Source organism: Gryllotalpicola koreensis, from assembly GCF_039538185.1.
Lineage (GTDB): Bacteria > Actinomycetota > Actinomycetes > Actinomycetales > Microbacteriaceae > Gryllotalpicola > Gryllotalpicola koreensis.
This window is the reverse complement of record NZ_BAABBW010000003.1, coordinates 347214-371145: the sequence shown is the minus strand read 5'-3', so window position 1 is coordinate 371145 and position 23932 is coordinate 347214. Positions and strand designations below refer to the sequence as shown.

General features: G+C 70.6%; 18 protein-coding genes. 10 read left to right on the top strand and 8 right to left on the bottom strand.

Features of this window, described 5'->3' with window-relative positions; genetic code table 11:
* Positions 1 to 19 precede the first annotated feature (19 nt).
* The 3 genes from ABD708_RS10270 to ABD708_RS10260 are packed head-to-tail and all read right to left on the bottom strand — an operon-like array spanning position 20 to position 3451.
* Positions 20 to 1588 (bottom strand): ABC transporter permease, encoded by a 1569-nt coding sequence (locus ABD708_RS10270; protein ID WP_344754029.1) that lies wholly within the window; start codon positions 1586 to 1588, stop codon positions 20 to 22.
* The gene (locus tag ABD708_RS10265) at positions 1585 to 2388 is read right to left on the bottom strand and encodes an ABC transporter ATP-binding protein (protein WP_344754027.1); all 804 of its coding nucleotides are present in this window, start codon (positions 2386 to 2388) and stop codon (positions 1585 to 1587) included. The genes ABD708_RS10270 and ABD708_RS10265 overlap by 4 nt, the downstream gene beginning before the upstream one ends.
* Positions 2389 to 2413: 25 nt before the next feature.
* Positions 2414 to 3451: an ABC transporter substrate-binding protein gene (locus ABD708_RS10260; protein WP_344754025.1), complete on the bottom strand. Its 1038-nt coding sequence runs from the start codon at positions 3449 to 3451 to the stop codon at positions 2414 to 2416.
* Positions 3452 to 3624: 173 nt separating this feature from the next.
* On the opposite strand from ABD708_RS10260, the gene ABD708_RS10255 reads away from it, so the two are divergent.
* Complete coding sequence (locus tag ABD708_RS10255; RefSeq protein WP_344754023.1) at positions 3625 to 4656, top strand: LacI family DNA-binding transcriptional regulator; 1032 nt, start codon at positions 3625 to 3627, stop codon at positions 4654 to 4656.
* On the opposite strand, the gene ABD708_RS10250 is transcribed toward ABD708_RS10255, so the two are convergent.
* Together ABD708_RS10250 and dacB are read right to left on the bottom strand one after the other, a co-directional pair.
* Positions 4631 to 5215, bottom strand: a complete 585-nt coding sequence (locus ABD708_RS10250; RefSeq protein WP_344754021.1) for an isochorismatase family protein — start codon at positions 5213 to 5215, stop codon at positions 4631 to 4633. The genes ABD708_RS10255 and ABD708_RS10250 overlap by 26 nt on opposite strands.
* An 83-nt stretch (positions 5216 to 5298) precedes the next feature.
* Positions 5299 to 6987 (bottom strand): D-alanyl-D-alanine carboxypeptidase/D-alanyl-D-alanine endopeptidase, encoded by a 1689-nt coding sequence (gene dacB / locus ABD708_RS10245; RefSeq protein WP_344754019.1) that lies wholly within the window; start codon positions 6985 to 6987, stop codon positions 5299 to 5301.
* A gap of 117 nt (positions 6988 to 7104) precedes the next feature.
* Here dacB and ABD708_RS10240 point away from each other — a divergent pair, with 117 nt between their 5' ends.
* Positions 7105 to 8826, top strand: coding sequence for a cation:proton antiporter (locus ABD708_RS10240; RefSeq protein ID WP_344754017.1), 1722 nt, complete (start codon positions 7105 to 7107; stop codon positions 8824 to 8826).
* A 98-nt stretch (positions 8827 to 8924) separates the two neighbouring features.
* Here the strand turns inward: ABD708_RS10240 and ABD708_RS10235 are convergent, their stop codons facing one another.
* Positions 8925 to 10103: a 4-hydroxybenzoate 3-monooxygenase gene (locus ABD708_RS10235; protein WP_344754015.1), complete on the bottom strand. Its 1179-nt coding sequence runs from the start codon at positions 10101 to 10103 to the stop codon at positions 8925 to 8927.
* A gap of 125 nt (positions 10104 to 10228) precedes the next feature.
* Between ABD708_RS10235 and ABD708_RS10230 the strand changes: the two genes are divergently transcribed.
* From ABD708_RS10230 to ABD708_RS10220, 3 genes are all read left to right on the top strand, one after another.
* Positions 10229 to 11671, top strand: coding sequence for an MFS transporter (locus ABD708_RS10230; protein WP_344754013.1), 1443 nt, complete (start codon positions 10229 to 10231; stop codon positions 11669 to 11671).
* A gap of 125 nt (positions 11672 to 11796) precedes the next feature.
* The gene (locus ABD708_RS10225) at positions 11797 to 12582 is read left to right on the top strand and encodes an IclR family transcriptional regulator (protein ID WP_344754011.1); all 786 of its coding nucleotides are present in this window, start codon (positions 11797 to 11799) and stop codon (positions 12580 to 12582) included.
* A gap of 38 nt (positions 12583 to 12620) precedes the next feature.
* A complete protein-coding gene (locus tag ABD708_RS10220) occupies positions 12621 to 13343 on the top strand; it encodes an IclR family transcriptional regulator (protein ID WP_344754009.1) in 723 nt (240 codons plus the stop codon).
* A 139-nt stretch (positions 13344 to 13482) separates the two neighbouring features.
* Here the strand turns inward: ABD708_RS10220 and ABD708_RS10215 are convergent, their stop codons facing one another.
* The gene (locus tag ABD708_RS10215) at positions 13483 to 15411 is read right to left on the bottom strand and encodes an FAD-binding monooxygenase (protein WP_344754524.1); all 1929 of its coding nucleotides are present in this window, start codon (positions 15409 to 15411) and stop codon (positions 13483 to 13485) included.
* A 228-nt stretch (positions 15412 to 15639) separates the two neighbouring features.
* Between ABD708_RS10215 and ABD708_RS10210 the strand changes: the two genes are divergently transcribed.
* Complete coding sequence (locus ABD708_RS10210) at positions 15640 to 17361, top strand: thiamine pyrophosphate-binding protein (RefSeq protein WP_344754007.1); 1722 nt, start codon at positions 15640 to 15642, stop codon at positions 17359 to 17361.
* A gap of 88 nt (positions 17362 to 17449) precedes the next feature.
* Here the strand turns inward: ABD708_RS10210 and ABD708_RS10205 are convergent, their stop codons facing one another.
* Positions 17450 to 18847: an MFS transporter gene (locus ABD708_RS10205; protein WP_344754005.1), complete on the bottom strand. Its 1398-nt coding sequence runs from the start codon at positions 18845 to 18847 to the stop codon at positions 17450 to 17452.
* Between the two features lie 96 nt (positions 18848 to 18943).
* Between ABD708_RS10205 and ABD708_RS10200 the strand changes: the two genes are divergently transcribed.
* From ABD708_RS10200 to hpaD, 4 genes are all read left to right on the top strand, one after another.
* Positions 18944 to 20473, top strand: a complete 1530-nt coding sequence (locus tag ABD708_RS10200; RefSeq protein ID WP_344754003.1) for a fumarylacetoacetate hydrolase family protein — start codon at positions 18944 to 18946, stop codon at positions 20471 to 20473.
* The gene (locus ABD708_RS10195) at positions 20470 to 21159 is read left to right on the top strand and encodes a GntR family transcriptional regulator (protein ID WP_344754001.1); all 690 of its coding nucleotides are present in this window, start codon (positions 20470 to 20472) and stop codon (positions 21157 to 21159) included. The genes ABD708_RS10200 and ABD708_RS10195 overlap by 4 nt, the downstream gene beginning before the upstream one ends.
* The gene (gene hpaE / locus ABD708_RS10190) at positions 21156 to 22667 is read left to right on the top strand and encodes a 5-carboxymethyl-2-hydroxymuconate semialdehyde dehydrogenase (RefSeq protein WP_344753999.1); all 1512 of its coding nucleotides are present in this window, start codon (positions 21156 to 21158) and stop codon (positions 22665 to 22667) included. The genes ABD708_RS10195 and hpaE overlap by 4 nt, the downstream gene beginning before the upstream one ends.
* 87 nt (positions 22668 to 22754) lie before the next feature.
* A complete protein-coding gene (gene hpaD, locus ABD708_RS10185) occupies positions 22755 to 23915 on the top strand; it encodes a 3,4-dihydroxyphenylacetate 2,3-dioxygenase (protein ID WP_344753997.1) in 1161 nt (386 codons plus the stop codon).
* Positions 23916 to 23932: the final 17 nt, after the last annotated feature.

The window sequence follows — 23932 nt, the reverse complement described above, 5'->3', positions numbered from 1 at the left end:
TGGTCCTTTCGGTGAGTGGTCAGCGAGCGACCGTGAAACGCGAGAGCACGGCGCGCTCGGCCGCGCTCACGAGGCTGTAGAACACGACGGACACCGCCGCGAGCAGCACGGCGGCCGCCCAGAGCTGCGTGTAGTTGTGGAACGCGCGCGCCGAGACGATCATGTGCCCGAGGCCGTCGCCGGTGGCCAGCCACTCGGCGAGCGTCGCGCCCAGGATGGCCGCGGGTGCGGCGATGCGCGCCGAGGCGAAGATCGCGGGCAGCGCGGTCGGCAGCCGCAGCCGCCACAGCGTCTGCGCGACGGAGGCGTCGTAGCTGCGCATCAGCACGAGCGCGTCGGAGGGCACCCGTGACATCGCCTGCTGCACGTTCGCGAGGGTGGGGAAGAACGTGACGATCGTCGTGATCGCGACGACCCCTGGCAGCCCGCGCCCGAACAGCACGATGAGCACGGGGATGAGCGCGACGATCGGCACCGAGCGCAGGGCGACGGTGAGGGGCGTGAACGCGAGTTCGAGCGGCGGGACCAGGACGAACACCGTGGCGACCAGGATGCCGATGAGAAGGCCTGCGGCGTAGCCGGCGCCCGCGTGCACCAGTGTGACCCCGAGTGCCTCGACGAGGTCGGCGCGGTTCTGCGCGGCGCCGGGCAGGCTCGTGAGATAGGTCCAGACCACGGCCGGCGACTTGCCGACGAACGGGGTCACGCCGAACGCGATCAGATAGAGCCACCAGGCGCCGATGATGACCGCCACCGAGGCGACCGCCCAGCCGATCGCGTTCCCGATGCGGCGCAGCGCCGAGCCACGCCCAGGCGCCTCGGCGGCCGCCGTCGACAGCCCCGTCGACCACGGCACGAGGATGCGGCGCGCGATGCCGAGCAGGCCGTACGGCACCGCGGCCATGAGCGTCGCGAGCACGGCGACGGCGAAGACCTGGGCGAGATGGAGCTGCTGCAGGCCGTTGATGAGCAGCACGCCCAGACCGCGATCGGCGCCGATGAACTCGCCGAAGACCGCGCCGAGCGTGGCAGCGGCGGCCCCGATCTGCAGACCGGTGAGGATTGCGGGGATGCCCGTCGGGGTCCGCACGAACCGCAGCGCCGCCAGTCCCCCGCCGCCCCACGCCCGCACGACCGTGAGCTGCCCGCCGTCCGCCGAACGCAGACCGAGCATCGTGCCGACGAGTGTCGTGAAGAACACGGAGAGGCCCGCGAGCACGACCCGGGCCGTGTCGGGGTCGAAGGTGAGCTGCAGCAGGGGCATGACCGCGACGAGCGGCAGGCAGTAGAGCACGAGCGCCAGGCGCTGCAGCAGCAGCTCGAGCACGCGGAACTGCACGAACAGCACCGCGAGCACGATGGCCGCGAGATCGCCCCAGAACCAGCCGCGGGCCGCCACCCACGCCGTCGCGGCGAAGTTGTTCGCGTACAGGCCGGCGTTCTGGGCCAGCTCGACGACGACGGCACTCGGCGGCGCGAGCACGCCGAGCTGCGACAGCCCGAGTCGGGCCGCGAGCTCCCACGCGGCGAGCGAGGCGAGGCTCGCGACGATCAGGACGACGACGCGACGAGTGCGGGTGAGCCTCATGCGGCATCCGTGACGTCGTCTGCTCCGCCCGCGTGCAGCAGTCCGCTCAGCCGGTCGCAGACGGCGTGGAACGCCGGATCGGTGAGCAGCGCGCGACCGCGCGGCCGCGGGAAGTCGATCTCGACCTCTCCGACGATGCGACCGGGGCGCGGCGACATGACGACCACGCGATCGGCGAGGAACGCCGCCTCGGAGATCGAGTGCGTGACGAGCAGGGCGGTGGCGCCCGAGGCGGCCCAGAGCTTCTGCAGCTCCTCGTTCATGCGCTGACGCGTCATCTCGTCGAGCGCGCCGAACGGCTCGTCGAGCAGCAGGATCTCCGGATTCGCGACGATCGCGCGCGCGATGGCGACGCGCTGACGCATCCCGCCCGAGAGCTGGCCGGGCCTGGCCTTCGCGAAGTCCTCCAGGCCGACGAGTTTCAGCAGTTCGTCGACGCGCTGACGCGGGATCGGCTTGCGCATGACCTGCCCCGGCAGGCGGATGTTGTCCCGCACCGTCCGCCAGGGCAGCAGGGACGGGTCCTGCAGCGCGAGTCCGAGCCGGTGCGCCGTGCGAATCGCCGCAGGCGACTCGTCATGCACCGTCACGGTGCCGGAGGTCGGATCCTCCAGATCGGCGAGCATGCGCAGGATCGTGGACTTGCCGCATCCGCTCGGTCCGAGCAGGACGGTGAAGGAGCCGCGGGGCACGACCAGGTCGATGCCGTCCAGCGCGACGACGTCGCCGGTGCGCACGTGGTAGGTCTTGCCGACGCCGCGGAGCGCGAATCCGGTCTGCTCGTCCATGGTGTCCTCCACCGTCCTGCTCGTCGGGCCGGTCGGGTCAGTCGATGCTCGACTGGCCCTTGTAGATGTCCTTCAGCACCGAGGTGTCGAACAGGCTCGAGTCGGCGCTGATGCCGAGCGCCTTGATCGTCTTGAGGTTCGCCGCGATGTCGGCGTCGCTCATCCAGAACAGGCCGTGCGCCTTCGTCGTGTCGGTCTCCAGCAGCGGCAGCTGCAGCTTGGCCTGCTCGGTCTGGTTCGCCACGGTGAGCTTCTGGTCCTTGCCGTAGTCGTGGACGGTGAGGTCGACCGCCTCGGTCTGGTCCTTCACATAGGCCTGCCAGCCCTCGATCTCGCCCTTCATGAAGTCCTCGACGGCGACACGGTGGCTCTTCAGGTAGTCCTTCGTGACGACGTAGACCTGCGCGTAGACGTTGAGTCCGTAGTCGGCGAGCAGCATCGAGTGGGTCTTGAAACCGGCCTCTTCGGCGCTGATCGGCTGCTCGGTCGCGAAGACGTACTGCCCGGCGACCTGGCCGCTCGTGGTCGGCGTGACGTCGAAGCTGACCGGCACGCTCGTCACCTGCTTGTCCGTGAGGCCGTTGACGCTGAGGAACGCCGCGTGCGTGCTCTCGTCGCCAGAGGGCACACCGATCTTCTTGCCCTTCATGTCGGCGGGAGTCTCGATCGGGCTCGAGGCGAGCGACATGATCGCGAGCGGGCTCTTCTGGAAACCGGCGCCGATGATGACGAGATTCGCACCCTGCGAGTTCGCCTGCGCGACGACATCGGCGTTGCTCACGGCGATGTCGGCCTTGCCCGACTCCAGGAGCGCGAGGCCGTCGGTGTCGGGGCCGCCCGGGAGGATCTTGACGTCCACGCCCTGTTTCGCGTAGTAGCCCTCCTTCGCGGCGACGTAGCTGCCGCCGAACTGCACGAGCGGAATCCACGAGGTCTGGAAGTTGATGGTCTGGGTGCCGCTGGTGGAGCTCGGCGTGCTGCCGGAGCTGGAGCATCCGGCGAGCAGTGCGGCGGCCGCGACGGCCGCGAGGGCGACGCCGGCACGGCGGCGAAGGCGGTTCGGGATGACGGGCATGTTCTTCCTCGGAGGTGGGGGTGTGCGATTACAAAACGCTTTGCATTGGCTCGCTCGCCGAGCGTATGCGGGCAGCGTTTCCCCCGGATTTCTCTGTGTTTCCGCGAAGTAACAGCCTCAGAAGGGCGTCCGAGGACCGTTGCAACACGCATTGCACGCACTATGCTCGCGACGTGGACAACCCGTCACGTCCGTGGACGATGCAGCAGATCGCCGACGCGGCCGGAGTGAGCGTGACCACGGTGTCGCACGCACTCTCGGGAAAGCGACCCGTCAATCCGGACACGGCGGCCCGCATCCACCGCCTCATCGACCAGTTCCAGTACGTGCCGGATGCCGGCGCACGCCGCCTGCAGTCCGGCCGCAGCCGCACCATCGGCCTCGCCGTGCCCGACATCTCTCACTGGTATTTCGGCCGCATCGCGCGCGGCGTGGAGGAGGCCGCGAACGAGGCCGACCACGGCCTCGTGGTCGCGAGCACGGCCAACGCGGACCCGCGGCGCGAGCGCCGCTACTTCACCATGCTCTCGACCCGCGCGATCGACGGCCTGATCTACGCGTCCAGCCGCTCGACCGCGGAGATCGACGAACTCGCCCGCCTGGCCCGTTCCGCGCCGCTCGTGCTCGCGGACGAACCCATCGAGTCCATCGACGTGCCCTCGGTCTCGACGACCGTGTACGAGGGCGCGCTGGAGGCCGTGACCCTGCTGAAGGCGCTCGGTCACGAGCGCGTCGTCGCGGTCGCCGGCTACCAGGGGCTCCCCTCGACCCTCGCGCGCACCCGTGCGCTGCACGAGGTGTTCCCCGGCGCACTGACCTTCTACGGCGACTTCGAGGTCGAGTCGGGCTACCGGATCCTGGGCGATCTGCTCGCTGCGGACCTGCGCTTCACAGCCGTCTTCGCCCACAACGACAACATGGCGATCGGCGCGATGCGGCGCCTGCAGGACGCCGGGCTGCGCGTGCCCGAGGACGTCTCCATCATCGGCTTCGACGACACCGACGCCGCCACCATGGTCACGCCCGCCCTGACGACCGTGCGCAAGGACATGGTCGAGGTCGGCCGGCAGTCGGGGCGCCTGCTGCTCGACCGGCTCAACGGCACGCCCGTCGCCAAGCAGGATTCGGTGCTGCTGCCCACCGAGCTCGTGGTGCGGGGCAGTACCGGCCCGGCGCCGGCTACTCCACGACCGAGCTCGTCGTGAGCTCCACGCCGGCGGCGGCCAGCTCGTCGAGGGCGGCGCGCGACGAGGCATCCGCCACACCCGCGATCAGGTCGGTGAGCACGCGAACCCGCTCGCCGTCCGCGACCGCGTCGAGTGCGCTGGCCCGCACGCAGTGGTCGGTCGCGATGCCGACCACGTCGAGCTCGGTGATGCCGTGCGCCTGCAGCACCTCGCTGATGCCCTTGCCGAAGTCGTCCGCGCCCTCGAAGGCCGAGTAGGCAGGCTTCCCCTGCCCCTTCTTGATGTGCACATCGATGCGATCGGATGCCAGCGCAGGGTGGTACTCGGCCCCTGGGGTGCCGCTGATGCAGTGCGACGGCCAGGTGTCGACGTAGTCCGGGTGGTCTGAGATATGGCCGCCGTTGTCATTGTCGCCGTCGTGCCAGTCGCGGCTCGCGATGACGAGGTCGTAGGCGTCGCCGTGCTCGGCGAGCAGCTGCGTGACGCCCGCGGCGACGGCCGCGCCGCCGGCGACGGCGAGCGAGCCGCCCTCGGTGAAGTCGTTCTGCACGTCGACGATCAGGAGTGCGCGGCTCATGCCCTCAGGTTATGTGACTCCCGCCGACAACTGAGTCCGGCGCGGGAGGCGCAGGTGTCGGGCGCAGGCACAGTTTCCGGCTGCTACGAGTTACTCAGGTTGCCGCCGCACGTGTAGATCGCGGCGGTGAGCGCATCGATCGCGGCGCGGGCGCTGTCGCCCACATTCCCGAGGGCGTAGATCGCGAAGATGAGCTGCGTGCCGTCCTTCGCGTTGATCTGCCCCGCGAGCGTGTAGGCGCCGTCGATCGAGCCTGTCTTGGCGTGCACCTGGCCCGTCGCGACCGCCGAGGCGCCGGTGAAGCGCCCGTAGCTCTTCGAGAGGGTGCCGCTCTGACCGGAGACCGGCAGCGCGTCGGCGATGACGCCGAGGCCGCTCTCGCGGTTGAACACCTTCGTCAGGTACCCGGTCAGGAACGACGGGGGCACGCGGTTGTCGGCCGACAGCCCCGAGCCGTCGATGATCGTGAGGCCCGAGGTGTCGACGCCGATCTTCTTCAGCGCAGCAGTGTCACCCGCGTCGATCGCGCCGAAGGTGTTGCCGGCGCCCATCTTGATGGCCACGAGACGCGCGAGCATCTCCATCACGGTGTTGTCGGAGTTCTGCAGCGCCTCGGTGATGAGGTTCGAGACCGGCTGCGATTTCACGACGCCGAGCTGGGCGGCGCCCTGCGGCGCCTGGCGGGTGCCGTCGTACGCCGCGCCGAGATCCTGCGCGAACGCCTTCCCGGCGTCGCCGACGGGGTCGGTGCCGCGGGGCGACTCGAGCTTGGTCGGGTTCTGCTTGTCGCCGTCGGCCATGAGCGCGACGATCTCGGCCGTCGAGCCCTCGGGCGTGCGCTCGGGGTTCTCGTGCCAGCTGGGCTGCCAGGTGTCGCCGCCGAACAGCGAGGCATCCGCGATCACCGAGGTGATCGGCTGGCCGTTGTTCGCCGGGTCGGCCGCCCAGGCCTTCTTCACCTGGTCGGCGAGATCGGTGAGTGTGGGAGCGCCCTGGTACCACTGGGCGCCGCCGGTGCCGAGGGTCGGGTCGCCGCCGCCGACGATGACGACCTGGCCGGGCTGCGAGCCCTTGACGACGGTCGTCGAGATCTGGGCGTCTGCGCCGAGCGCCGCGATCACCGCGCCCGCCGTGATGGTCTTCATGACGCTCGCGGTCGGGGCCGCGGTGCCGCCGTTGCGGTCGAAGAGCACCTGGCCCGTCTTCGCATCGACGACCTGGGCCTCAAGGGTGCCGAGCCGTCCGTCGGACGCGGGCCCCGCCACCGAGCAGGTCTTGAGCGCGGTCGCGGGCGCGGCCGGGTTGGCGGTCGGACGCCCGGTGGGCGTCGGGGTCGAGGTCGGGGTGGCGGATGCCGCGGGGCTGCTGCTGTGCGAAGGAGCCTTCAGCGCGGCGGGCTGCGCGGGCTGCCCCGTCGCGGCGCCCGCGGCGAACGAGCCGCCGCCGATGACGAGGAACGCAGCGGTCGCGGCGGCCGCGATCCAGCTGCGGGGGTAGGTGCGGATCGACGTGAGGATGCCCGCCCAGGCGCGCGCCGGAGCGCTGGCCGCCCGCGGGCCCGCGCCCGCACCGACGACGATCGGCTGCACGGCGGGCACAGCCTCGGGACCGGCCGAGGGCGCGAGCTGCGGTCCTCCTGCAGGCGCCGCTGCCGGCCCTGCCGCCATGGGCTGCGTCGGCTGCTCGACGACGGCGCGCTCGTCGGTGCTCAGCGGAGTGAACGGTTCGGTCGGGGGGAACTCGTCACCGAAGGGGTCTCTCGGGTCGGTCACCCTGCGAGTGTAGCCAAGGCACTCTGGAAGGCCCCGGCGAGTGCGGGAGCCGTCACAGCGCCTGCGCAACCCCAGGTATCGTCGAAAGCACAGCAGACGCATAGGCGGGTGACGGCGATGGACGTGGAGACCGAGTTCATCCTGCTCGTCGCCGTCGGGGTGCTCGTGCTGGTCGCCGCCACCGGCGTCTCGCGCCGCATCGGCGTCGCCGCACCCCTGCTGCTGGTCGCGATCGGCGCCGGCCTCAGCTACGTGCCCGGGGCGCCCGTCATCCACCTCGAGGCCGAGTGGATCCTGCTGATCGTGCTGCCGCCGCTGCTCTACGGCGCGGCGGTCGCCTTCCCCGTGATCGACTTCCGCCGCAACCTGCCCTCGATCGCGTTCCTCGGGGTGGCGCTCGTCATCATCTCGGCGGTCGCCGTCGGCTGGGTGCTCTTCGTCGTCTTCCCCGACCTCGATCTCGCGAGCGCCATCGCGCTCGGTGCCGTGCTGAGCCCGACCGACGCCGTCTCGGCCACCTCGATCGCGAAGCGCATCGGACTGCCCTCGCGCATCGTGACGGTACTCGAGGGCGAGAGCCTCGTGAACGACGCATCCGCCCTCGTCCTGCTGCGCACCGCCACCGCCTCGATCGCCGCCGCCTTCAACCTGCCCGCCGCGATCGGCAGCTTCTTCTGGGCGACGTTCGCCGCGATCGTCGTCGGCGCCGTCGTGGGGGCGCTCTCGGTGTTCGTGCGCTCGCGCTTCAAGGACCCGGTCATGGTCACGTCGCTGTCCTTCGTGATCCCCTTCTTCGCGTACGCCCCCGCCGAGGCGATGAACGCCTCCGGCGTGATCGCCGTCGTCACCGCGGGTCTCATCGTCGGGCACTACAGCGTGCGCTCGCAGACGATCCAGCTGCGCTTCGCCGAGCAGACCAACTGGCGCACCGTGCAGTTCATCCTCGAGAACGGCGTCTTCCTGCTGATGGGCTATCAGCTGCGCGAGTACATCGACGACGACATCCATGACGGATTCCAGCCCGGGTACACCATCGCCATCGGGCTGCTCGCCGTGGGGGTGCTCGTCGTCGTGCGCCTCGCCTTCACGTACCCGCTGTTCGGGCTGCTCGCCCGCCGCAGCCGCCGGATCGCCGCGGGCAGACACAGCCTCTGGGCCCTGCTCACGGTGCAGCTGCGGCGTCGCGTCGCCGTGCTGCGCCGCCGCGACCGCGACATCGACTGGCACCGGCAGCTGCAACGCCGCCACGAGTCCGACCGCGCGTTCCACGCCAGGGAGGCGCTGGGCTGGCGCTCGAGCACGATCATCGGCTGGTCGGGCATGCGCGGCGTGGTCACGGTCGCGGCCGTGCAATCCCTGCCCGCCGACACCCCGTACCGCTCGGCGCTCATTCTGATCGCCTTCACCGCGGCGACGGTCACGCTGCTGCTCGGCGGGCTGACGCTGCCCGGGCTCGCGCGCCTGCTCGGCGTCACCGAGGCCGAGACGACGACCGGCGCAGACATCCGCGCCCTGTTCGCCGAGCTGGCGCGCACCGGGCGCAAGGTGCTCGCGAATCCCAAGCTCGCGCAGGCCGACGGCACGCCGTTCTCACCCGAGGCGCTCGCCCAGGTCCACAGCGAGGTCGCCCGGCAGGCGCAGGTCGCCGAGCGCAGCATGCCGTCGACGCCGGGCGGCAAGCAATCGGCCGAGTTGCAGGAGTTGCGGCGCCAGGTGTTCGCCGCCGAGCGCGAAGCGCTCGCCGACGCCCGCGCGACGAGCACCTTCGGCAGCGCGGCGCTCGACACGGCAGAGGCGATCCTCAACACGATCGAGGCGCAGACTCCGACGGAGGGGTGACGGATGCCTGGGCCGACCCGGTCGTCACAACGTCACGCTTCGCGCCGTTCTGAGGTGCCTTTCCGACGACCGAGGTCGCCCGTTGACGCGGCGCCCGCTCAGAGCGGCAGTCCGGAGTACTGCTCTGCCAGCGATTCCTGCGCGTGCGTCGATGCGGTCACGTAGGCCAGTCTGCCGAGCTGGCTGCGGTACTGGAACTCGGCGGCGGGGTCGGACTGCGGCGCCCGGTGCAGCAGCTCGGTCATCCACTGCGAGAACTGCTGCAGCTTCCACTGCCGGGTGAGGGCGGCCTGCTCGTAGCCGTCCAGCGCGCGGTCGTCGCCGACGTAGTGGTCGGCGAGGCCGCGGGCGAGCATCGTGACGTCGGCGATCGCCGAGTTGAGCCCCTTCGCCCCGGTCGGCGGCACGATGTGACCTGCGTCGCCGACGAGGAACAGCCGCCGGTGCCGCAAGCGGCTCGCCACGAAGCTGCGCATCGGGGTGATGGACTTATCGGTCACGGGCCCCTCCTCGAGCGTCCACCCGGGGATGCCGAGGCGGGTGTGCAGCTCGTCCCAGATGCGGGCATCCGACCACTCCTCGATGCGCTCGTCGGGCGGCACCTGCAGGTACAGCCGGCTCACCTGCGGCGAGCGCATGGAGTGCATCGCGAAGCCGCGCTCGTGCAGCGCGTAGATCAGCTCGTCGGTCGACGGGGGGACGTCAGCCAATATGCCGAGCCAGGCATATGGGTACTCCCGCTCATAGCTGGTGAGGCCGGGAATGCTCGGCCGGGTGACCCCGTGGAAGCCGTCGGCCCCCACGACGAAGTCGGCCACGAGCTCGGTCTCGACGCCGTTCGCGACGTAGCGCACGCGGGGGGCATCCGTCTCTCCCCCGTCGATCGAGACGTCGGATGCCTCGAACACGACGTCGCTGCCTGCGTCGCGGTGCGCGGCGACGAGGTCGGCGACGACCGCCTGCTGGCCATAGACCGTGACGGTGCGGCCGATGAGGGCGTGGAAGTCGATCTTGTGGCGTCCGCCGTCGAATTGCAGGTAGATGCCGTTGTGGGTGAGGCCGTGCTCGGCGATGCCGGCGCCGAGGCCGAGCCGGGTGAGCTCCTCCACGGATCCCTGCTCGAGGATCCCGGCGCGGATGCGGCCCAGCACGTAGTCGAGGGAGCGGTTCTCGACGACCACGCTCTCGATGCCGACCGCGCGCAGCGACCATGACAGCAGCAGGCCGGCTGGACCGGCGCCGATGATCGCGACCTGGGTTCTCGTCGTTGAGCTCATGAGGCCAATCAAGCGGTCTCGCGGGACTTTCGGCCCGATGCCATCTCACTCAGTGGGATGGAGCCGAGACCCGCCGCCGATGCCGGGGAGCATGCTTGCTTGTTGTCACACAAGGGAGTGAGTCAATGACAGAAGTGCGCGGGGGCCGGCCGATCCCCCAGGAATCTCGCGAGCTGATCGCCCGCCTCGACCGTATCCAGACCTGGTCGCTGTCGCCGGCGTTCCTCGCCATCATCGGCGTCGGGTTCCTCTTCACCTTCTACGACATCTTCGACATCAACGTGTCGTTCGTGCAGACCTGCGTGCAGCTGGTACAGGGCTGCACGCCCGAGAACGCGCTCTCGTCGCTGCCGCTGCCGACGGTGCTGAACCTCGTCGGCTACGTGATCGGCACACTGGTGCTCTCGCCGATCTCCGACCGCATCGGCCGCCGCAACATGCTGCTCATCACGATGCTGATCACCGGCCTCGGCTCGCTGTACACGGCCCTCGCCCCCGACTACGCGAACTTCATCATCTCCCGCACCGTCACGGGCATCGGCATCGGCGCCGACCTCGCGATCGTGAACACCTACGTCGGCGAGGTCTCACCCCGGCGCTCGCGCGCGCGGTTCACGACCGTCGTGTTCATCATGTCGGCGCTCGGCGCCTTCTTCGGCGTCTGGCTCGGCCTGTTCCTCACCACCGCGAAGGCGCCGTGGCCCAGTGGCCTGCCGTTCGCCCTCGGCCTCGAGTCGGGCTGGCGCTGGATGTACGCGGTCGGCGCGATCCTCGCCCTCGTGGCGATCCTGCTCAGGTTCCGGCTGCCGGAGTCGCCGCGCTGGCTGCTGCAGCGCGGGAACCACCAGGAGGCCGAGGTGGTCACCGCGAGCATGGAGCTGCGCGCCGCGAAGACCGGCGCCCTCGACCTCGCCACGACCGAGAACGTGCCGACGCACTGGCCGCCGACCCGCCGGGTGCCGTACGCCGACATCTTCACGCACCCCGTGTACCTCCGGCGCATGATCCTGCTGTTCTGCATGTGGTTCATCGGCTACATCACGGTTTACGCCTACGCGGCCGGCTTCACCTCGATCTTCACCGCGGTCGGGATTCCGGGGCCGGAGGCCGGCGTGATCGCCGCCGTCGGCACCATCGGCTTCGTCGCCGCCGCCGTCATCATGTCGTTCGTCGTCGAGCTGCTCGAGCGGCGCTACTGGCTGCCCGTGGCGACCGTCGTCACCTTCATCGGCGTCGCGGTCGTCGCGATCGGCGGGGGCACCTCGATCCCGCTCGACTTCGTCGGAGCGATGCTGATCTTCGCCGGCTTCAACCTGTGGGTCTCGCCGAGCTACGCGATGACGGCCGAGCATTTCCCGACGCGCGCCCGCTCGACGGGCTTCGCGATCGTGGACGGCGTCGGCCACGTCGGCGGCGGCATCGGCATCCTGGTGCTCGCGCCGATCATCCCCCACCTCAACGTGGTCGGCGCGCTCATCCTGGTGAGCTGCTTCCTGATCATCTCGTCGATCCTCGCCCAGTTCACGGTGCACACGAGGAACCGCTCGTTCGAGGAGGTGTCGCCGTAGGCGCGGAGAACGGATGCCGGGGGCCGGGGATTCGCGCTGTGCCATCGCCCGCCTCCGCCGGCTGAGGAGCAGCACGAAGCGCCGCGTCTCGAAGCCCGCCCTCGCCCGACAGTACGATTCCTCTCATGGCCGGCCGCACCCGGGGCGACGATGAAGGCGTCGTCGCCCGTATCGCGCGTCTCCTCGCCGCCTTCGACGACGACGAGCCCGAGCTCGGCATCGAGCGACTGGCGGATGCCGCAGGCCTGCCCCGCTCGACCGCGCACCGGCTCGCCACCGAGCTCGCCCGCCACGGCCTGCTGGCGAAGACGGCGCCAGGCACCTTCTGCGTCGGCACCCGGCTGTGGGAGGTCGGCGAGCTGTCACCGCTGTCCTCGCGACTGCGGGAGTACGCCTTCCCGATCCTCGAGCGGATGTACGAGGCGACCGGCGAGAACGTGCATCTCGCCGTGCTCGCCGGGAACTCGCCCCAGACCGCCGAGGCACTCTACGTCGTGAAGGTCTCGGGCGAGACCTCGATCCCGACGCTGAGCCGCACCGGCGGGCGCCTGCCGCTGCATACCACCGGCGTCGGCAAGGCGCTGCTGATGGGGCGCGACGACGAGTGGCTGGCGCAGTACTTCACCCGCCGGCTGGAGCGCGAGACCACCTTCTCGATCGTCGACGAGCAGCGCCTGCGCGCCGACCTGGCCGAGAGTCGCGTTCGCGGCTATGCGGCGACGCGGCAGGAGATGACGCTGGGCAACTTCTCGGTCGCGGTGCCGCTGCCCGGCATCCCCGGCCTGCCGGCCGCCGCGGTGGGCATCGTGAGCCACATCGGCAGGTCGAGCGAGAGCCGGCTCGCCCCGATCGTGCGCCGCGCCGCGCGCGACATCGCGGCGGCGGTCGGCCCGCGCCTTGCGCGCCGCTGAGCTTCCGATAGTCGAATCCGTCGCTCTAATATCGAACAATGGCAGTCACAGCGGACACCGGCGACGCTCAACGGGGCTCGCAGACGCTCAGTCGAGGCATCCGGATCCTCGAGGTGCTCGCCGGAGCCGAACGGAACCTGTCGATCGATGAGCTCGCTGCGGCACTCGGCGTGCACCGCTCGATCGCCTACCGCCTGCTGCGCACCCTCGAGGAGCACACCCTCGTCGCCCGCGACGACGCCGGCCGCGCCGGGCTCGGCGCGGGGCTCGCCGCCCTCGCCTCCGGCATCGCGCGCGACCTGCAGACCGCGGCGCTGCCCCACCTCGATGCCGTCGCCAACGAGCTCGGCATGACCTGCCTGCTCGCGGTGCTGCTCGACGGCGACGAGGCGGTGACGCTCGTCAGCGCCGCGCCCCGGCGCAACATGGCCGTCGTGTCGTACCGGCCCGGGCACCGGCATCCGATCACCCGCGGGGCGCCGGGCAAGGCGATCCTCATCGACCTGCCCGCGAGCGCCTGGCCGACGGATGCCCCGGCCGGGCTGCGCGCCGAGATCGATGCGTCGCGCGCCCGGGGCTATGCGACGAGCCACGACGAGGTGGTGCCGTCGCTGCGCTCGGTCGCCGTCCCGCTGTCGCTGCCCGGGCAACCACCCGCCTCAATCGCCGTCGTGCACGTGTCGATGCCCGGCCCGGAGGACGAGGTCGCCGCCCGCCTGACCTCGGCCGCCGCCGCCATCACGTCCGCGTTCGGCGCCTGACCCCGTCCACCGCGCTCCTCACTCACCCGGGGCCTCGCCCCGAACTCACCCGAGGGATGAGTTGCGGTCGTCTCAGCCGCACCGCAGCGACCCGACCGCACCCCTCGGGTGGGTTCGGGTGGCCCTGAGACGGGGACCCTCAGACCGCGGCCGGCGCCGACGTCGCGAGGATCGGCGCGAAGAACGCCGCCAGCTCATCGGTCGCGGTGAGCGGCAGCACCGCCGACACGTACTGATCGGGGCGCACCACGACGATCGCGCCCGCGCGATCGACACCGCGCTCCTCGAAGATGTCGAAGTACTCGCCCGCGACGGTGCCCGAGGCGAACACCTTGGCGCGGTCGGTCAGCCCGAAGGGCTGCAGCACCGGCTTGAACACGGCCGGCACCTCGTTGAGGTTCACCTCGGCGTGGTCCTGCTGGTAGATCACCTTGACGTCGAACCAGGCGTCGTCATCGCCGCCTACCGGCGTCGCCGCGAGAGGGGACGCCGGGTCGTGAGCGAGCCAGTCGGCGAGCGCGGCCGTGGGCGTGCCCGCGAGTGCGGGCGCGGCGGGGTCGGCGAACACATAGATGCGCCAGCGCCCGTCGGCGCGGTGCAGATGCCCGAGCTGTTTGGGGTTGCCGGTGCTCGCCTGCACGGTGCCTGCCGAGTGGAACCGCTTGCCGACGGGGAAGCCGCTCGCGAGGGCCTGGTGCTCGTCACCGCCGGTCAGGATCGACGGCGTGTACTGCGTCATGAGACCAGAGGGGAACTCGAAGGTCTTCACGTACCAGTCGGAGAGGTAGTTCGGGTCGTCGAAGTCCTCGGGCTTCATCGCCATGAGGGTCGACCACTCCTTGTCGAAGTCGATCAGGTTCTTCGCGATGACCTGTCGCTCGGCCGAGTACGTCGAGAGCAGCGCCTCGCTCGCACGCCCCTCGACGACGTGGCCGAGCTTCCAGGCGAGGTTCCAGCCGTCTTGCATCGAGACGTTCATGCCCTGGCCCGCCTTCGCCGAGTGCGTGTGGCAGGCATCGCCGGCGATGAGCACGCGGGGGGTGCGCTCAGCTTCGGCATCCGTCTCGACATCGTCGAACTTGTCGGTCAGACGGTGCGCGACCTCGTAGACGCTGTGCCACGCAACCGATTTCACGTCGACGGAGTACGGATGCAGAATCCGGTTCGCCCGCTCGATGATCGTCTCGACGGGGGTGCGGCGCACCGCGCCTCCGTCGTCTTCGCGCACCTCGCCGAGGTCGACGTAGAGCCGGAACAGGTGGCCGCCCTCGCGTGGGATGAGCAGGATGCTGCCGCCGTCGTGCGACTGGATCGCGGCCTTGGTGCGAATGTCGGGGAAGTCCGTCGCCGCGAGCACGTCGATGACGCCCCACGCGTGCATGGCCTGATCGCCGACCAGGCGGCGGCCGATGGCGCGGCGCACGTCGCTGCGGGCGCCGTCGCAGCCGACGACGTACTTGGCGCGCACGGTGCGCTCCTCCCCCGCGCCCGGGGTGCCCTCGCTGCGCCGCAGCCGCACCTCGACCGGGCGCTCGCCGGCGTCGGGGCCGTCGTGCACGGTGAGATCGAGGAACTCCCAGCCGTAGTCGGGGGTGATGCGCCCCGGCGAGTTCTGAGCGAACTCGGCGAAGTAGTCGAGCACGCGGGCCTGGTTGACGATGAGGTGCGGCCACTCGCTGAGGTGGGCGGGGTCGTCCTCGGGCAACGAGATGCGGATGATGTTCTGCGGGTTCTCGGGGTCCGGGTTCCAGAACGCCATGTGCGTGATGCGGTATGCCTCGTCGATGATGCGGTGCGCGAAGCCGAAGGCGTTGAAGCTCTCGACGCTGCGCGCCTGGATGCCGTCGGCCTGCCCGATCTCGAGACGGCCGCCCCGGCGCTCGACGATGCGCGTGTTGACGCCCGGGAACTGCGCGAGCTGCGCCGCGGCGATCATGCCGGCAGGCCCCGTGCCGACGATGAGCACGTCGAGCTCATCGGGCAGCTCGACCGGGCGATCGATTCCGAAGCCGGCCGCCGGCTCGATGCGGGGCTCGCCTGAGACGTAGCCGCGGTGGTGGAACTGCACGGGAGACTCCCTCACGTCGTTGTGGGCAATTCGATAATCGAACACGTAATTCTGTTATCGGTCAGGTTTGATGATAGGCCGGGGGATGCCCGGGCACAAGCGGCCCTACGATGGCGATGTCAGGCTCAGCCGGTGCTCGAGAAATGGGCACGAAGCCACGCTGCGGAACGCGGCGCGTGCGAGACACATACGGAACCGGAATCCGTCGATGTCTCGAAAGGCCTCACCATGCCCACCGTCGCCCACCACGTCGCCGCCGCCCTCGCCCGCCACGTCACCCACGTCTTCGGCGTGATGGGGAACGGGAACGCCTACTTCCTCGACGCACTGCTGCGCGAGACGGATGCCGCGTACACGGCCGTCCGCCACGAAGCCGGCGCCGTGGTGGCTGCCGACACACACTTCCGGGTGTCGGGGCGCATCGCCGCCGCGACGACGACCTACGGCGCCGGCTTCACCAACACGCTCACCGCGCTGGCCGAGGCCGCGCAGGCGCGCGTGCCACTCGTGGTGGTCGTCGGCGACGAGCCGACCTCGGGCCCGCGCGCGTGGGACGTCGACCAGATCGCGCTCGCCTCCGCCGTCGGAGCCCGCACCTACACGGTCGGGCGGGTCGACGCGGCGGCCACCACAGTGATCGCGCTCGAGCACGCGCTCTCCTACCGGGTGCCCGTCGTGCTCGCCCTGCCCTACGACATCGCGACGCGCGAGGTCGGCCCCGTGCCGGAGCTTCCTGAGCTGCGCCTTCCCGATCCGCTCGTGCCCGCGCCGTTCGCCGCCGCGTCGATCGAGCGGGTCGCGCGGTTGCTCGCGGAGGCCGAGCGGCCATTCCTGCTCGCAGGCCGCGGCGCCTGGCTCGCCGGCGCAGGCGAGGCGCTCGGCCGGCTCGCCGCCGCGACCGGCGCTCTCACCGCGTCGACCGCGCTCGGCCGCGGGGTGTTCCCCGACGTGTGCTTCGATCTCGGCGTCGCCGGCGGCTTCGGAGCCCCCGGCGCGATGGAGCTCGTGCGCGACGCCGATGTCGCCGTCGTCTTCGGGGCCGGCCTCAACCAGTTCACGATGCGCTTCGGCGAGCTGTTCGCGCCCGCGACCCGCGTCGTGCAGGTCGACGTCGCGCCCGCCGCCACCCATCCGCACGTCGGGGACTTTCTGCGCGGCGACGCGCGCCTCGTCGCGGAGGCGCTCGTCGAAGCGCTCCCCGAGGCGCTCCCCGCCTCCGAACTGTTCCCGTGCCCGACAGCTGCGCCCGGCACCGCGGGCGCAGCTGTCGGCGGCGGGCGCAGAACCCCGTGGCGGGGCACCTTCGACCTCGACGCGGCGCGCCGCCAGGATGCCGGCGCAAGCGACGGGCGCGCCGCCGACGGCCGCCTCGACCCGCGTGCGGCGGCCGCGCGCATCGGCGAGCTGCTGCCCGCAGACCGCGTCGTCGTCAGCGACGGCGGGCACTTCCTCGGCTGGTCGAACATGTTCTGGCCGGTCTCGGCGCCGAACCGCCTCGTGATGGTCGGCACCGCCTACCAGTCGATCGGACTCGGCCTGCCGAGCGTCGCCGGCGCCGCAGCCGCCGCCCCCGAGGCCACCATCGTGCTCACCTCGGGCGACGGCGGCGGGCTCATGGCGCTCGCTGACTTCGAGACCGCGGTGCGCTCGGCGCGCGGCCGGGGCCTCGCGGTGTTCTGGAACGACGGCGCGTACGGCGCCGAGGTCAACCTCTACGGGCTGAAGGGCCTCGCCCGCGAGCCCATGCTGATCCCGGAGGTCGACTTCGCGGCGCTCGGGCGGGCCCTCGGCGCCGAGGGCGTCGTCGTGCGCGAGCTCGGCGACCTCGACCGCCTGGCCGAGTGGGCCGCGGCCCCGGCATCCGATCGCCCGTTCCTGGTGCTCGACCTGCGCATCTCACGTGACGTGATCGCGCCGTATCAGCGCGAGGTCATCCGCGTGAACTCGTGACCCCGTGAACTCGTGACCCGGGTCACCGAGTACGGAGTCGTTGCGCTCACACGCGTGTCTTTCGCGCAACAACTCCGTACTCGACGGGTCACTTGACCCCGGCCTGCACCGCAGGCTTTTGCCACTGGTAGATGCCCTGTTCCTGCTCGGCCTCGTTCGCGGGGCTCAGGTTGATGCCCTTGCGCTCGCGCAGCAGCAGCGTCGCGACGAACGCGACGGCTGTGAGCAGCAGCAGGTACCACGTGATCGCCATGGTCGACCCGGTCGCCTGCAGCAGCGCTTGCGCGATCAGGGGCGCGAACGCCCCGCCGAGGATCGCCCCGATCGCGTACGAGATCGAGATGCCCGAGTAGCGGATCGACGCCGGGAACAGCTCGACGTACCAGGCGGCCTGCGGCCCGTAGGTGAAGCCGAGGGCGAGCGAGAGGAACACGAGTCCGATCGTGAGCCCGGCGAGCGAGGCGAGGTTCACGAGCGGGAACAGGGCGATCACGGCTGCTGCCTGGATCACCCAGCCGATGAGGTAGACGGTGCGCCGGCCGATGCGGTCGGTGAGCCACCCGGCGAAGAACGCCGAGACCAGCCAGACGGCGCCCGAGAGCGCGACGATCCACAGCACGGGGCCGCGGTCGAGGCGCACCGCGCCGTCGGGGTTCGTCGCATAGTTCTGCACGAAGCCGCCGGTGGTCATGTAGCCGACACCGTTGTCGCCGGCGAACACGAGTGCGGCGAGCAGGACGAGCGGGGTGAAGCGGGCGAACAGGCGGGCGACGGGCACGCGGGGCTGGTCGTCGCGGGCGGCGAGCTCGACGAACACGGGGCTCTCCTCGATGCGGCGGCGCACCCAGTAGCCCACGATGATCAGCAGGAAGCTCAGCAGGAACGGGATGCGCCAGCCCCAGCCGTAGAAGCTGTCGCCGGGGAAGATCGCGCTCATGACGGCGAGCACGCCGCTCGAGAGCAGCAGGCCGATCGGCACGCCGATCTGTGGCATCGCACCGAACACGCCGCGGCGGTCGCGCGGCGCGTGCTCGACGGCCATCAGCACGGCGCCACCCCACTCGCCGCCGGCGGAAACGCCTTGCACGATGCGCAGGAAGATCAGGATGATCGGGGCCGAGACGCCGATGGTGTCGTAGCCGGGAATGAGGCCGATCAGCGTCGTGCCGACCCCCATCAGCACGAGCGTCAGCATGAGCATGGGGCGCCGGCCGATCTTGTCGCCGAAGTGCCCGGCGAGGAACGCGCCGAGCGGACGGAACAGGAAGCTGATGCCGACCGTCGTGAACGCGAGGATCGTCGCGACCGCCGGTCCCGCCGGCTCGAAGAACAGCTTTCCGAACACGAGGCCCGCCGCGGCCGCGTAGGTGAAGAAGTCGTACCACTCGACCGAGGTGCCGATGATGGTGGCGATCGCGAGGCGGCGGCGATCCGTCGTGAGGGTCAGCGTGCCGGAGGGCGTGAGGTGCCCGTCGAGAGATGACATCCGTACTCCTTTGTCCTGATGCCTGTGCGAAGCGACCGTTGCAGGCCGCTCTCGGAACATATACGATTTCGAATACGAACGGAAGGCAGCGACGCCATGACGACACTCGGTCCCCTCGAGACCGCCCCCGGCAAGATCATCGCCGTGCACCTCAGCTACGAGTCGCGCGCGGCACAGCGCGGGCGCCGGCCGACGCATCCGTCGTACTTCTTCAAGCCTCTGAGCTCGCTGGCCGCGACCGGCGATACCGTCGAGCGGCCCACGGGCACCGAGTTGCTCGCCTTCGAGGGCGAGGTCGCGCTGATCATCGGCAGCGCTGCGCGCTGGGTGAGCGAGACGGATGCCTGGGCGCACGTCGCCTTCGTCACCGCCTCCAACGACTGGGGCCTCTACGACCTGCGCGGCAACGACAAGGGCTCGAACGTGCGCAACAAGGGTCGCGACGGCTACACGCCGCTCGGGCCCGAGCTGATCGACGCGCGACTCGTCGACCCGGCCGCCCTGCGCGTGCGCACGTGGAAGAACGGTGAGCTCGTGCAGAACGACACGACGGCCGGCCTCATCTTCCCGTTCGCGCAGATCATCGCCGATCTGTCGCAGCACCTGACGCTCGAGGCGGGCGACGTGATCCTCACGGGTACGCCCGCCGGGTCGAGCGTGGCGGTTCCCGGGGACGTGATCGAGGTCGAGGTGGATGCCCCGACCGCTCCCGGTGCTCCGACGAGCGGTCGCCTCGTGTCGCACGTCGCCGAGGGCCGCGGCGACTTCGACCCGGCGCTCGGCTCGCTGCCCTCGATCGACGAGCTGCAACGGGAAGAAGCCTGGGGCCGGCCGCTGAACAGCGCCGACCCAGTGGGTCGGCGCGCGCCGGCCCCCGAGCGAGCTGTGCTCGCGAGGCCGGAGACCGCCCCAGCGCCGGCATCCCCGGCGCTCCCCCTTTCCCTCCGCGAAAAGCTCCTCAAAGCACCCGTCGCCGGGATCTCGCAGCAGCTGCGCAAGCGCGGGCTCGACGCGGTCTCGATCGACGGTGTGCACCCCGCGAAGCCCGGCACCAAGCTCGTGGGCGTCGCGAAGACGCTGCGGTTCATCCCGGCGCGCCCCGACCTCTTCACGGAGTTCGGCGGCGGGTTCAACGCCCAGAAGCGCGCCTTCGACACCGTGAACGAGGGCGAGGTCATCGTGATCGAGGCCCGCGGCGAGCGCGGCTCGGGCACGGTCGGCGACGTGCTGGCGCTGCGAGCGCTCGTGCGCGGCGCGGCCGGCGTCGTCACCGACGGCGGCGTGCGCGACTTCGCGACCGTCGCCGAGCTGGGGCTGCCCGTCTTCAGCCAAGGCCCCCACCCCGCGGTGCTCGGCCGCAAGCACGTGCCGTGGGACACCGATCTCACGATCGCGTGCGGCGGGGCATCCGTTCAACCCGGCGATGTGATCGTCGGCGACGATGACGGCGTCGTGGTGATCCCGCCCGCACTGGCGGAAGAAGTCGCCGATGCCGCCCTCGCTCAGGAGGACGAGGATGCCTGGGTGGCCGAGCAGGTCAGAGCAGGCGCCGCCGTCGACGGGCTGTTCCCGATGAACGCCGAGTGGCGCGCACGCTATGAGGCGAGCAAGGCGGCCAACGGATGACCGACGTGCAGCCCCACGTCAGCAAGTCCACCCGCGCCTACGAGTGGATCCGGGACCGCATCGCCGGCCGCGAGTTCGGGCCGGGCTACCGTCTCGTGCTCGGCGACATCGCGGGCGAGCTCGACATGAGCGTCGTTCCGGTGCGCGAGGCGATCCGCCGCCTCGAGGCGGAGGGCCTCGTGACCTTCGAGCACAATGTCGGCGCCCGCGTCGCGCTCGTCGACGAGGCCGAGTACGTCTACGCGATGCAGACCCTCGGCGTCGTCGAAGGCGCGGCCACGGGGCTCGCGGCTCCCCTGCTCACCGAAGACGAGCTGACGCGCGCCGAGGCGGTCAACGCGCGCATGATCGCGCTGCTCGACCACTTCGATGCGCATCGCTTCACCCAGCTCAACCAGGAGTTCCACGCCGTGCTCTTCGAGCGCTGCACGAACCCCCACATCCTCGATCTCGTGCACCGCGGCTGGAACCGGCTGTCGGGGCTGCGGGACTCGACCTTCAGCTACGTGCCCGACCGCTCACGGGAATCCGTCGCCGAGCACACCGAGATCATCGCGCTCATCCGCGCGGGCGCGGACCCGCTCGAGATCGAGCTCGCCGCCCGCAACCACCGCTGGCGCACGATGAACGCCTACCTGGCCGCGCGCCATCACGACGAGACCACCTCAAGGAAGAGAAACCCATGACCGACACCGCCACCCGGGTCGCACCGGTTCCCGCCGGCCTTCCCGACGCCATCCGCCACTACATCGACGGCGCCTTCGTCGACTCGCTCGACGGCGACACCTTCGACGTGCTCGACCCGGTCACGAACGAGACCTACATCCGGGCCGCGGCCGGCAAGAAAGCCGACGTCGAGCGCGCCGTCGCCGCCGCGCGCCGTGCCTTCACGGAAGGGCCGTGGCCGAAGCTGCTGCCGCGCGAGCGCAGCCGCGTGCTGCACCGCATCGCCGACATCGTCGAGTCGCGCGACCAGCAGCTCGCCGAGCTCGAGTCCTACGACTCCGGCCTGCCGATCACGCAGGCCCTCGGCCAGGCCCGCCGCGCCGCCGAGAACTTCCGCTTCTTCGCAGACCTGATCGTCGCCCAGGCCGACGACACCTTCAAGGTGCCCGGCCGCCAGATCAACTACGTGAACCGCAAGCCGATCGGCGTCGCCGGCCTCATCACGCCGTGGAACACGCCCTTCATGCTCGAGTCGTGGAAGCTCGGCCCCGCGCTCGCGACCGGCAACACGGTCGTGCTGAAGCCGGCCGAGTTCACGCCGCTCTCCGCCTCGCTGTGGCCCGGCATCTTCGAAGAGGCGGGGCTGCCGCAGGGCGTCTTCAACCTCGTCAACGGGCTCGGCGAGGACGCGGGCGACGCGCTGGTGAAGCATCCGGATGTCCCGCTCATCTCCTTCACGGGCGAGAGCCGCACCGGGCAGATCATCTTCGGCAACGCCGCCCCCTACCTCAAGGGCCTGTCGATGGAGCTCGGCGGCAAGTCCCCCGCCGTGGTCTTCGCCGACGCCGACCTCGACGCCGCGATCGACGCGACGATCTTCGGCGTGTTCTCGCTGAACGGCGAGCGCTGCACCGCGGGCTCGCGCATTCTCGTGCAGCGCGAGGTGTACGACGAGTTCGTCTCGCGTTACGCAGAGCAGGCGAAGCGCGTGAAGGTCGGATTCCCCCACGAGAAGGACACCGAGGTGGGGGCGCTCGTGCACCCCGAGCACTATGAGAAGGTCATGAGCTACGTCGAGCTCGGCAAGTCGGAAGGTCGTCTCGTCGCCGGCGGCGGCCGACCCGAGGGCTTCCCCGAGGGCAACTTCGTGGCCCCGACGGTGTTCGCCGACGTCGCCCCCGACGCCCGCATCTTCCAGGAGGAGATCTTCGGCCCCGTCGTCGCGATCACCCCGTTCGACACCGACGAGGAGGCGCTCGCCCTCGCGAACAACACGAAGTACGGCCTCGCCGCCTACATCTGGACGAACGACCTCAAGCGCGCCCACAACTTCGCCCAGGCGGTCGAGGCGGGCATGGTGTGGCTCAACTCGAACAATGTGCGCGATCTGCGCACCCCGTTCGGCGGCGTCAAGGCCTCGGGCCTCGGGCACGAGGGCGGCTACCGCTCGATCGACTTCTACACCGACCAGCAGGCGGTGCACATCACGCTCGGCGAGGTCCACAACCCGAGCTTCGGCAAGCAGTAGCCCGCCGCCCCGCCCCGCCTTCCGGCGGTTGAGTAGCGGCGCAGCCGCGTATCGAAACCCTTTATCCCTTCGACAAGGACGTCAACCATGACCGAACCCCGCATCAAGTCCTCCTCAGGCTTCTACATCACCAAGGAAGCCCCGATCGAGGCCGCGAACGCGCTGCCCACCCCAACGAACCCGGCGCCCGACATCCTGCGCTGCGCGTACATGGACCTGGTCGTCACCGACCTCGCCGCGAGCCGCGAGTTCTACGTCGACGTGCTCGGCCTGCACGTGACGGAGGAGGACGACGAGGCGATCTACCTGCGCTCGACCGAGGAGTTCATCCACCACAACCTCGTGCTGCGGAAGGGCCCGGTGGCCGCCGTCGCGGCGTTCTCGTACCGCGTGCGCACGCCAGGCGACCTCGACAAGGCCGTCGCCTTCTACACCGAGCTCGGCTGCCGCGTCGAGCGCCGCCCTGAGGGCTTCACGAAGGGCATCGGCGACTCGGTGCGCGTCGAGGACCCGCTCGGCTTCCCCTACGAGTTCTTCTACCAGACCGAGCACGTCGAGCGGCTGTCGTGGCGCTACGACCTGCAGACGCCGGGCGAGCTCGTGCGCCTCGACCACTTCAACCAGGTCACCCCCGACGTGCCGCGCGCGGTGCGCCACTACCAGGACCTCGGATTCCGCGTCACCGAGGACATCCAGGACGAGGACGGCGTCGTCTACGCCGCCTGGATGCGCCGCAAGCCGACCGTGCACGACACGGCGGCGACCGGCGGCGACGGCCCGCGCATGCACCACGTGGCGTTCGCGACGCACGAGAAGCACAACATCCTCGCGATCTGCGACAAGCTCGGCGCCCTGCGCCGCAGCGACGCCATCGAGCGCGGCCCGGGCCGGCACGGCGTCTCGAACGCGTTCTACCTCTACCTGCGCGACCCCGACGGCCACCGCGTCGAGATCTACACGCAGGACTACTACACCGGCGACCCCGACAACCCCGTCATCACGTGGGACGTGCACGACAACCAGCGCCGCGACTGGTGGGGCAACCCGGTCGTGCCGAGCTGGTACACCGAGGCATCCCTCGTGCTCGATCTCGACGGCAAGCCGCAGCCCGTCGTCGCCCGCACCGACGCGAGCGAGATGGCGGTCACGATCGGCGCCGACGGCTTCTCGTACACGAAGGACGAGACGGATGCCTCGAGCCTGCCGAGCTGGAAGATGGGCGAATACAAGCTGGGACACCAGCTATGAGCGCCGCAGCGCGGCGC

Excerpts from the sequence above, each read along its gene's own strand:
- ABD708_RS10225 (WP_344754011.1), top strand. The coding sequence starts at position 11,797 with ATGGCCGGCCGCACCCGGGGCGACGATGAAGGCGTCGTCGCCCGTATC.
- ABD708_RS10205 (WP_344754005.1), bottom strand. The coding sequence starts at position 18,847 with ATGTCATCTCTCGACGGGCACCTCACGCCCTCCGGCACGCTGACCCTC.
- ABD708_RS10210 (WP_344754007.1), top strand. The coding sequence starts at position 15,640 with ATGCCCACCGTCGCCCACCACGTCGCCGCCGCCCTCGCCCGCCACGTC.
- ABD708_RS10200 (WP_344754003.1), top strand. The coding sequence starts at position 18,944 with ATGACGACACTCGGTCCCCTCGAGACCGCCCCCGGCAAGATCATCGCC.
- ABD708_RS10260 (WP_344754025.1), bottom strand. The coding sequence starts at position 3,451 with ATGCCCGTCATCCCGAACCGCCTTCGCCGCCGTGCCGGCGTCGCCCTC.
- ABD708_RS10220 (WP_344754009.1), top strand. The coding sequence starts at position 12,621 with ATGGCAGTCACAGCGGACACCGGCGACGCTCAACGGGGCTCGCAGACG.
- ABD708_RS10230 (WP_344754013.1), top strand. The coding sequence starts at position 10,229 with ATGACAGAAGTGCGCGGGGGCCGGCCGATCCCCCAGGAATCTCGCGAG.
- ABD708_RS10250 (WP_344754021.1), bottom strand. The coding sequence starts at position 5,215 with ATGAGCCGCGCACTCCTGATCGTCGACGTGCAGAACGACTTCACCGAG.
- ABD708_RS10270 (WP_344754029.1), bottom strand. The coding sequence starts at position 1,588 with ATGAGGCTCACCCGCACTCGTCGCGTCGTCGTCCTGATCGTCGCGAGC.
- ABD708_RS10235 (WP_344754015.1), bottom strand. The coding sequence starts at position 10,103 with ATGAGCTCAACGACGAGAACCCAGGTCGCGATCATCGGCGCCGGTCCA.
- hpaE (WP_344753999.1), top strand. The coding sequence starts at position 21,156 with ATGACCGACACCGCCACCCGGGTCGCACCGGTTCCCGCCGGCCTTCCC.
- ABD708_RS10195 (WP_344754001.1), top strand. The coding sequence starts at position 20,470 with ATGACCGACGTGCAGCCCCACGTCAGCAAGTCCACCCGCGCCTACGAG.
- ABD708_RS10240 (WP_344754017.1), top strand. The coding sequence starts at position 7,105 with ATGGACGTGGAGACCGAGTTCATCCTGCTCGTCGCCGTCGGGGTGCTC.
- hpaD (WP_344753997.1), top strand. The coding sequence starts at position 22,755 with ATGACCGAACCCCGCATCAAGTCCTCCTCAGGCTTCTACATCACCAAG.